This is a genomic window from Oceanispirochaeta sp. M1 (genome assembly GCF_003346715.1).
GTDB lineage: Bacteria > Spirochaetota > Spirochaetia > DSM-2461 > DSM-2461 > Oceanispirochaeta.
The window spans coordinates 1-1505 of sequence record NZ_QQPQ01000119.1; the positions used below are offsets into that span (position 1 = coordinate 1).

The window sequence follows — 1505 nt, forward strand, 5'->3', positions numbered from 1 at the left end:
CTCAACTTTCGCAGTTGTTAATTCCTTTCAATAAAAAGAAATAGGCAAGATTGCTCAGATAAAATATAATAAAATAACCAAATTTTTAAAATTATCGGAGCAAAACTGCCATGAATAATACTGTAATAGAGAATCAAATCCTTGAGAATAGCACCACAACAAGAATAGACAAATTTATGAAAGAAAATAGCATTTATAGAAATTTACAAAAATCTGGAATCATAAAAGTTCGTGGAATCCCGGTATTTAGGATTTTAACCTTAATTTTCTCTCTGGTTTTCTATGGTAAGAACTGGTATCAATTCAAAAAGGTGAATAGAGAAGATACTGCAGAGGGAAAAGATGCGGTATACCGTTTATTAAATGAACCCAGATTTAACTGGGAGAAATTTTTATCGCTAGTCACTTTCAGTATAGTCAAAAAAATTAGCCGGCTAACCTCAGATCTGAGGGAAAAGGTTTTGATAGTAGATGATTCATTTTTTGATAGATCCAAAAGTAAAAATGTGGAATTGTTATCCAGAGTTCACGATCACACTGACAATAAGTATAAAAAAGGTTTCAGCCTTCTAACTTTAGGGTGGTCAGATGGTTTCAGCTTTATCCCAATTTCTTTTCGCCTGCTATCTTCAAGAAAAGAGGAAAAGATTCTCGTAAAACCGAAGGATATCGAAGAGAAAGACAGTCCCGGATATTTAAGACGGATCAATGCAACAAGAAGTAAAGTGGAATTATTAATGGAAATGGTACTAGAGGCGAAAGATAAACACTTGGAGTTCAAGTATTTATTGTTTGACAGCTGGTTTGCATTTCCTAAAACAATTGCATCTTTCGTCAGAGAAGAGGTCAATATTATTGCCATGTTAAAAAAGATGCCAAATATCAGATATCGATACAATGATAGAACAGTCAATCTTAAAGAATTGTTTTCCATGATAAAAACCTCATGGAAAAAAGGGATGGATAGTTATTCTGTTTCTGCTGAATTACTGGAGAAAAAGGATGGAAATTTGATCCCTGTAAAGATTTTATTTTTAAAAAACCGCAATAAGAAATCCGATTGGATTTCGTTAATCTGCACAGATGATAAATTATCAGATGAAGAAATTATTCGGATTTATGGAAAGCGATGGGATATTGAAGTATTTTTTAAGATGATAAAATCCTATCTGAAATTAGCAAAGGAGTTTCAGGGACGAACCTATGATATGTTAATTGCCCACACCACAATAGTTTTTTTACGATATATTATGATCTGTGATTCATCGAGAATGAGCACTGATGAAAAATCATTTGGAGACCTGTTTTTTGAGTACGGCGATGAAGTCAAAGACATTACTCTTGTTCAAGCACTGGTATTACTTTTCAGGCAGATTAAAATAATTATGGAAAATCAACTGTTTCTGGCAGAAGATTATATCAATAGGATATTGGATAAATTGATGGAATCTTTACCGGATTCTTTGAGAGGATTTATATGGCAAAATTAACTGCGAAAGTTGAGT

Annotated in this window: 1 protein-coding gene; it reads left to right on the plus strand. The window is 32.8% G+C overall.

The features are described from left to right. Positions 1–110 precede the first annotated feature (110 nt). Positions 111–1490, plus strand: a complete 1380-nt coding sequence (locus DV872_RS26035) for a transposase (RefSeq protein WP_114632894.1) — start codon at positions 111–113, stop codon at positions 1488–1490. The last annotated feature ends 15 nt before the right edge of the window (positions 1491–1505 follow it).

Coding starts and splice junctions, on each gene's coding strand:
- DV872_RS26035 (WP_114632894.1), top strand. CDS start 111: ATGAATAATACTGTAATAGAGAATCAAATCCTTGAGAATAGCACCACA.